The organism is Streptodolium elevatio (assembly GCF_040649515.1).
Classification (GTDB): Bacteria; Actinomycetota; Actinomycetes; order Streptomycetales; family Streptomycetaceae; genus Yinghuangia; species Yinghuangia elevatio.
Genome location: NZ_JBEZFP010000068.1, coordinates 40,130 through 46,798, shown reverse-complemented (window position 1 = coordinate 46,798; position 6,669 = coordinate 40,130). Strand labels below are relative to the sequence as shown.

General features: G+C 71.8%; 6 protein-coding genes. 3 read left to right on the top strand and 3 right to left on the bottom strand.

The genetic code is table 11. The features are described from left to right. Positions 1-710: 710 nt before the first annotated feature. Positions 711-1,355 (top strand): DedA family protein, encoded by a 645-nt coding sequence (locus AB0C36_RS24585; protein ID WP_358357471.1) that lies wholly within the window; start codon positions 711-713, stop codon positions 1,353-1,355. Positions 1,356-1,401: 46 nt separating this feature from the next. On the opposite strand, the gene AB0C36_RS24580 is transcribed toward AB0C36_RS24585, so the two are convergent. The 3 genes from AB0C36_RS24580 to AB0C36_RS24570 all read right to left on the bottom strand — a co-directional run bounded on the left by AB0C36_RS24580 (position 1,402) and on the right by AB0C36_RS24570 (position 3,283). Further along, positions 1,402-2,085: a DUF305 domain-containing protein gene (locus AB0C36_RS24580; protein ID WP_358357469.1), complete on the bottom strand. Its 684-nt coding sequence runs from the start codon at positions 2,083-2,085 to the stop codon at positions 1,402-1,404. After that, complete coding sequence (locus AB0C36_RS24575) at positions 2,082-2,786, bottom strand: DUF3105 domain-containing protein (RefSeq protein WP_358357466.1); 705 nt, start codon at positions 2,784-2,786, stop codon at positions 2,082-2,084. Before AB0C36_RS24575 ends, AB0C36_RS24580 begins: the two co-directional genes overlap by 4 nt. 98 nt (positions 2,787-2,884) lie before the next feature. Next, positions 2,885-3,283 (bottom strand): hypothetical protein, encoded by a 399-nt coding sequence (locus AB0C36_RS24570; RefSeq protein WP_358357465.1) that lies wholly within the window; start codon positions 3,281-3,283, stop codon positions 2,885-2,887. Positions 3,284-3,567: 284 nt separating this feature from the next. Here AB0C36_RS24570 and AB0C36_RS24565 point away from each other — a divergent pair, with 284 nt between their 5' ends. Further along, positions 3,568-5,112 (top strand): DUF4153 domain-containing protein, encoded by a 1,545-nt coding sequence (locus tag AB0C36_RS24565; RefSeq protein WP_358357463.1) that lies wholly within the window; start codon positions 3,568-3,570, stop codon positions 5,110-5,112. Positions 5,113-5,162: 50 nt separating this feature from the next. After that, entirely contained in the window at positions 5,163-6,608 is a 1,446-nt protein-coding gene (locus AB0C36_RS24560; RefSeq protein WP_358357460.1) for a DUF4153 domain-containing protein, read from the top strand. Positions 6,609-6,669 lie beyond the last annotated feature (61 nt).

Below are 6,669 nucleotides of genomic sequence, written 5' to 3'. Positions count from 1 at the left end.
CTTCGCGGTGGTGGGCTCGCCTTCGGCTTCGCGGTGGTGGGCTCGCCTTCGGCTTTGCGCTGGTGGGCTCGCCTTCGGCTTCGCGCTGGTGGGCTCGCCTTCGGCTTCGCGCTGGTGGGCTCGCCTTCGGCTTCGCAGCTGCGGAACGTCGTTGTTGCTCGCCTTCGGCTTCGCGCTGCTCGGTGATGGCTCGCCTTCGGCTTCGCGGCTAGGTGGTGCTCGCCTTCGGCTTCGTGTGGTGGCTTGCCTGCGCGACGCTTTCCGAAGCCCACGCAATCCTGTCCGGCGCTTCAGCGGCTGGCCGAGGGATCTGCAGCTCGAGGTGCGCGCGGTGTTGATGCGCTGGTCGGAGCAATCGCCGTACTCGGACGTCTTGACCGTCGCTCGCGGCAAATCCGCGCTCGCCGATGCGAGTTGCTCCTCGAACAGCAGCCGCTACTGTTCGGCACCACGATCAAACCCCGAGGACGCAACCCGCGAACGAGAACTTCCACCAGTCCGAAGCCGTAGGCGCTCTCCGTCGCAAGGCCGAAGGTGGGGGTACGGCTGGGGCCGTGGGTCTGCTGTGGGTGGGGTGTCGGGGGTGGGCTGGTGTCGTTGGCGGGTGGGGTTTTGGGACCCGCTGTCGGTGGTGGTCGGGCGGCGCGCGATGATCGGTCGGTGACCGACACCGACCATCCCTGTACAAACCGGTGGACCGGAGGCACGCAGTGACCGCGGCCGGGACAGGCCTGCTGTTCTCGCCCTGGCTGTGGCTCGTACTTCCGCTGACTGTCTGCGCCGACTCTGTTGTGCCGGTGATTCCGGGCGACGAACTGGTGATGGCCTCTTCGGCCGTGGGGCGCGGAAACTTCGGCTACTTGGCGTTGGTGCTGCTGCTCGCGGTGGTCGGTGCCTTTGTCGGTGACCAGTGCGCTTACGCGGTGGGTCGCGCGGGATTGCGGCGTGGTGGCGACATGACGTTGGGGCCTCGCCGGCAGAAGGCCTTCGACCTTGCGGAACGCGCGCTCAATCGGGGCGGGATGGCCGCGTTGGTCGCGGCGCGGTTTCTGCCCGGGGGGCGTACCGCGGTGAACATACTCGCGGGGCGCGTGGGTTATCCGCCGAGACAGTTCCGCGCGGCGACGCTGGTAGGGGCCGGCATATCCGTGTCGTACGCGCTGACTCTGGGGGCACTCGCCGGCAAGTACGTGCACGACAGCCCGCTGTTCGTGGCTGTGTGCGGCATGCTGCTGGGGGCGTCCGTACCGCTGCTGGTCGGCATACCCGCGCGCATCGTCAAAGTCGTGCGGCGCCGGCGGGGTGTGGCGGCGCAGGAAGAGGTTGCTGCGGAGGCCGGGGCGGAGGCCGGCTGACCGACGGCGAGGGCCGGGTACGCGGTGCGTACCCGGCCCTCTCGCGTCAGGCGCCGCGCTTGGCCAGCAGGTCGCGCATCAGGTCCATCTCGGACGTCTGTCCGTTGACCATCTTCTGCGCGAGGTTCTTGACCTGCGGGATCGTGGCGCGGTTGGCGGCATCCTGGGCCATGGCGACGCCCGCGGCGTGGTGCTTGATCATCAGTTGCAGGAACAGCACCTCGGCCTCGCGGCCCTTGACCTGGGCGAGGCGTTCCATCTCGGCCTTGGTCGCCATGCCCGGCATGCGGGGGGTGTCCGGGCCCGGAGTGCCCATCTGGTGGCCCATGGCCGCCATGCCCTCGGGTGACATCCAGGTCATCGGCGGGCCGGTGGTCGTCTGGGTCAGGCCCCAGAGGTCCAGCCAGCCGAACATCTGGCCTTCCTGGTTCTTCTGGGTGGTCGCGATGTCGTACGCGAGGCTGCGTATCTCCTCGTCCTCGGTCTGCACCCGGACGATCATCGACATGTCCACCGCCTGCGCGTGGTGCTCCTTCATGTCGCGGGCGAATCCGGCCTCGACGGAGTTGTCGGCGGGCGGGTTCGCCACCGCGGCGGGCGCCAGGCCGATGACCGTGGGCGGTGCCGACGGCGCCGAGGCCTTGCCGTCGTCGGAGTCGCAGGCCGCGAGTACGGGCAGGGCTATGAGGGCGGTCGCGGCGAGCGCGATCGCCTTGGTGCGGAAGGTCACGCCGGCTTCCCCACTCCGCCCGTGCACGCCGCGCCCTGTTCGGGGGTCTGCGGGCCGTTGCGGTACAGCTTGATGAACTCGTCCAGGCGCGGGTCGTCGACGCTGTCCAGCGGGAGCTGGAGGCCCCAGGCGGTCGCGTTGACCGGCTTGGGCATGCCCGAGTAGGGCGTGAGCAGCATGTACGGCTGGTTGGCCTTCGCCTTCAGCTTCTCGATCTGGTCGGCGGGCAGGCTGGGGTCGTAGGTGATCCACACGGCCCCGTGCTCCAGCGAGTGCACCGCGTTGCGGTTCTGGACGGGCTTGTCGTATATGCCGCAGTTCAGCCAGCGCTGGTCGTGCTTGCCGCCGACCGGCGGGACCTGCTTGTAGTCCACGCCCGAGCCGACGTGGTCGCGCGACGCGGTGTAGGCGACGACGCCGGGGATGGTGCTGGAGACGTTGCCTGCGACGGTGACCTCGGCGTCGATGGAGCCCGCGGGGCCGCTGTCGCCGTCGTCGGAGGTCATGACGATCGCCGCGAGTCCCGCGATCACGCCTATTGCGACGACCGCGGCCGCCGAACCGATGAATATCGAGCGTCGGCGCGCGGCCTTGGCCTCGCGCTCGCGCTGTTCCGCGACGCGCTGGCGCGCGGCGGCCATCTTCGCGTTCTTTGCGGCTTTGTTCTGCTTCTTCGAGCTGCCCGGCTGCTGCGGCCCCATGGTTCCCTCCGGGGAAAAGTGTGTGGGTGTAAGCGGGTGTGCGGACGCGGCCGTCCTGGCCCTGCGGGTGCGGGGCCGGGCGGTCGCAGGGGCCGCTTCTAGGTGCGACTGACGCAGAGGCCGGTCAGATCGGTGGGCACCGCGCTGGGCGAGGTGGCGAGCGCGGGGCCGGTGCCGTCCGGGTCGAGCAGCCACGGCGGGACGAACGAGCCGAGGGGTGCCGGGAGTACCGGCGGGATCGGCGGGACCGTCGACGGCGTGCAGACGCTGACCTCGGATCCGCAGCCCTGGGGGTTGCCCTGCGAGTCGCTCGGGCTCTTCGCGTGGTACGGGCAGGCCAGGGGGCCTGCGGAGGACGGCGGCGGTGGCGCGGGGGCCGGCTCGGCCTGGGCGGGGAAGGTCCCGCCGATAAGCGCGCCCAGCATGAGCAGCGCCACGGCCAGCGCTCGGACGGCGGGCCGCAGCGGTGCGGCCTCTGGGTCCGTCCGATGCATCACGCGCCCATTCTCACCCGAACGGGCGAGCGATCTCGACGCCGGGAGGGATATTTACCCGACTGGAAGGGTAGAGCCGGCCGATTACATGCGACAAAGCGGTTGATGGGGGTCACTCCCGGCGGAGAATCGTCCGCCGATTCCGCACATGATCTTCACGGGCGCTCCGCAGAAGAGCCCCGGAATCCGCGCATCGCCCTTCTACGGTTCTCGTCAAGTCGCCGACGGGGGCGGTGCCTTCGGCGGTTCCCCCGGCATCGGCAGACGGGGACGATGCAGGGGGAGCCGTGGACGACGCGCATGCGCCGATGTACGACGAGGGGCCCGGAACGGGCATATCCGGCCACAAGGAATCGGCGCAGGGGGCGCCTGCGGCGGTGCTGGCGGGCACCGTGGTCACGGCGCTGCTGGCTGCGGTGTTCGCGGTGTCGGAGGGTCTGGGGGCCAACGCGCTCATCATCGCTGCGGCCGTCGCCGTGACGGCGGCGGTGGGCGTACGCGGCCGCCGAATACGCCCGTGGACGCTGGTCTGGGCCCTCGGAGGCGCGGCCCTCGTCGCCGTCCCGCTGTGGCACGGCGACACCTGGCTCCACCCCCTGACCCTGGCCGTGGCCCTCGGGGCCGCCTCGGTGGCGTTGGCCGGCGGCCGGACCTGGTGGCAGATCGCCACCCGTCCGTTCGCGGTGCTGCTCCTCGCGCCGCGGGGTGTGCTGTGGGTCTACCGGGGGCTGGCCAGGGTCCTGCCGCGGAGGCGGGGCAGCGCGGGCGCGGCGTTTCGGGCGGTCGTGCTGACCGCCTTGGTGACGGCCGTGTTCGCGGCGTTGTTCGCGGCCGCCGACGCGGTGTTCGCCGAGTTGCTGAGCGGACTGGTGCCCGGGGGCGAGATATTCGTCCGGGCCTTCCTGGCGGCGCTGGGTGTTGCGTTGGCCGCGGGTGCAGCGTCGGTCGCGTTCGATCCGCCGCACGGGGCTTTGTGGCGGGAGCCGAACGTTCCGCGCGTACCGGTGCGGGGGCGCATGGAGTGGGCGGTGCCCCTGGCGGTGCTCGACGTGCTGTTCGCGGGTTTCGTCGTGGTCCAGGTCGTGGTCCTCTTCGGTGGTGTCGACGGGCCGCTCGACGACGCGGACACCACGCGCGCCGAGTATGCGCGCGAGGGGTTCTGGCAGTTGCTGTGGGTCACGGTGCTCACGCTCGTCGTCATCGCGCTGGTGATGTACGCCGTGCCGCGCGACCGGCCGGCCGACCGCAGCCTCGCGAAGTGGCTGGTCGGCGTACTGGCGGTGCTCGCGCTGGTGGTCGGTGCCGCGAGCCTGTACCGCACGGACGCGTACATCGACGACTTCGGCCTCAGCCGCTCGCGCCTGGTGATGGCCGGTGCCGAGTTGTGGATGTGCGTCGTGCTCGTGTCGGTACTGGCCGCGTTGGTGTGGCGGGCGGTGGTGGCGGTGCTGCCGCGTACGACGGCCGTGGCCGCGCTGGTCACCGTCGTGGTGATCGCGGCGGCCTCGCCGGACGCGATGGTGGCCGATCAGCGCGTCAGCCTGTACGAGCGGACCGGGCGGCTGAACCTGGAGTACGTGCGGGGGCTGGGGGTTGACGCGGTCCCCGCCCTCGACCGCCTGCCCGAGCCGGTCCGGTCGTGCGCGCTGCGCGACATAGCCGCCGATCTCGCCGACGGCGATCGGCCCTGGTACGCGACGAGCCTGGCCCGCGAGCGCGCCGAGCGGCTCCTGCGCGATAGGCCGGTGCGAGCGAGCGCGAGCTGCCCGTCTCTGCTGTCGCCGGGCTACGGAACGACCCGCGCGGGGGACGTCCCGGCGGGGCGGCGGTGATCCCGGACGACGGCGAGGCGTTGCGACACTCCCGTGATGTGCCGCAGCCTGTGGCTCTTGTTGCCGTGCTCGGCATTGCGGTGGCCGCGGGTGCCTGGTCGGCGGCCACGTTCCATGACGCGATGGGCGCCAACCTGCTCGTGGCGGCCGTTCTCGCGGCCTGTGCGGCGGTGGTGTCGCGGGCGGGTACCGGGCAACTTCGGGTGCGCGGCGGGTGGGGAATCGTGTGGGCGGTCGTGGCACTCGCGTTCGCGGCGCTGCCCACCTTGCGGGACGACAGCTGGCTGCACGTGTACACGACCATCGCCGCATTGGGCTTCGGTTCGCTCGCCTTGGCCGGGGGCGTCGGGTGGCGGGCCGTGCTGGCACGGCCGTTCGCGGTGGTGGGGGCGTTGAAGCCGGGTCTGGGGTGGGCCGGGCGGGGGTTGGCGGCGGCGGTCGCGCGGCGTACCTCGGCCCGTCGCCTGGCGTGGGCGCTTGTCGCCACAGTCGTGGTGGTCGTGGTGTTCGGCGGATTGTTCGCGGCTGCCGACGCGGTGGTGGCGGCGTTGGCCGACGACGCGTTCGGGGCGGTCGATCCGGCCCGGGAACCGGTGGCGTACACGACGGGCACAATGGCGTTCGTGTTCGTGCTGGCCGCCGCGTCCCTCGCCGCGCGCCCGCACACCGTCGAGCACAGCGCACGGCGGGGCCGCGTTCTGCGGGTGATCGAGTGGGCGTTGCCGCTGTTCGTGCTGAACGCCGTCTTCGCGGTCTTCGTCTACGTGCAGATTGCGGTGGTGGTTTTCGACGGCTACCAGGACGTGTTGGCGCGCAAGGGCGTCAATTACGCCGACTATGCCCGCCAGGGGTTCTTCACGTTGCTGGTGGTCACCGCGCTCACGCTCGCGGTCGTCGCCACGGCGTCGCGCTTCGGGCCTCGGAGGGGCGCACCCGGGCGACGGCTGTTCGAGGCGCTCTTGGCCACACTGTGTGTCCTGGCCCTGGCGGTGGTCGTCGCCGCGCTGCACCGGCTTGAGCTGTACGTCGAGTACTCCGGCCTCACACGCCTGCGGATCTGCGCGGCCACGCTCGAACTGTGGCTGGGCGTGCTCTTCGTGCTCGTCCTGGCCACCGGCCCGTGGGAGCGTGCCGCACGGCAGCTCCCGCGGCTCGCGGGCGTCACGGGCGCGGCGATCCTGTTCGGACTCGGCCTCGCGTCCCCCGATCAACTGATTGCGCGCGTCGGTGTCGAACGCCAGCGCGACACGGGCGTGGTCGACGTCCGCGACCTGCACGGCCTGTCCGCGGACGCCGTGCCGTGGCTCGACCGGCTCCCGGAGCCGCAGCGGTCGTGCCTGCTGCGGCCGATCGCCGCGGACCTCGGCAGGGCGGACGAGCCGTGGTACGCCACCAACGCGGCCCGCGCCCGGGCCCGCGACCTGCTCGCCGAACGCCCGCCGCGGCCCGGACCGCTGTGCGAGGAACGGGAGTACCGGCCGTCGTCCCGCTACTAGCCGGCCGGCAGGGCGCCGGCGGCGGATCGACCGAGGCGCGAGGTGCCTCCGTACCCCGATA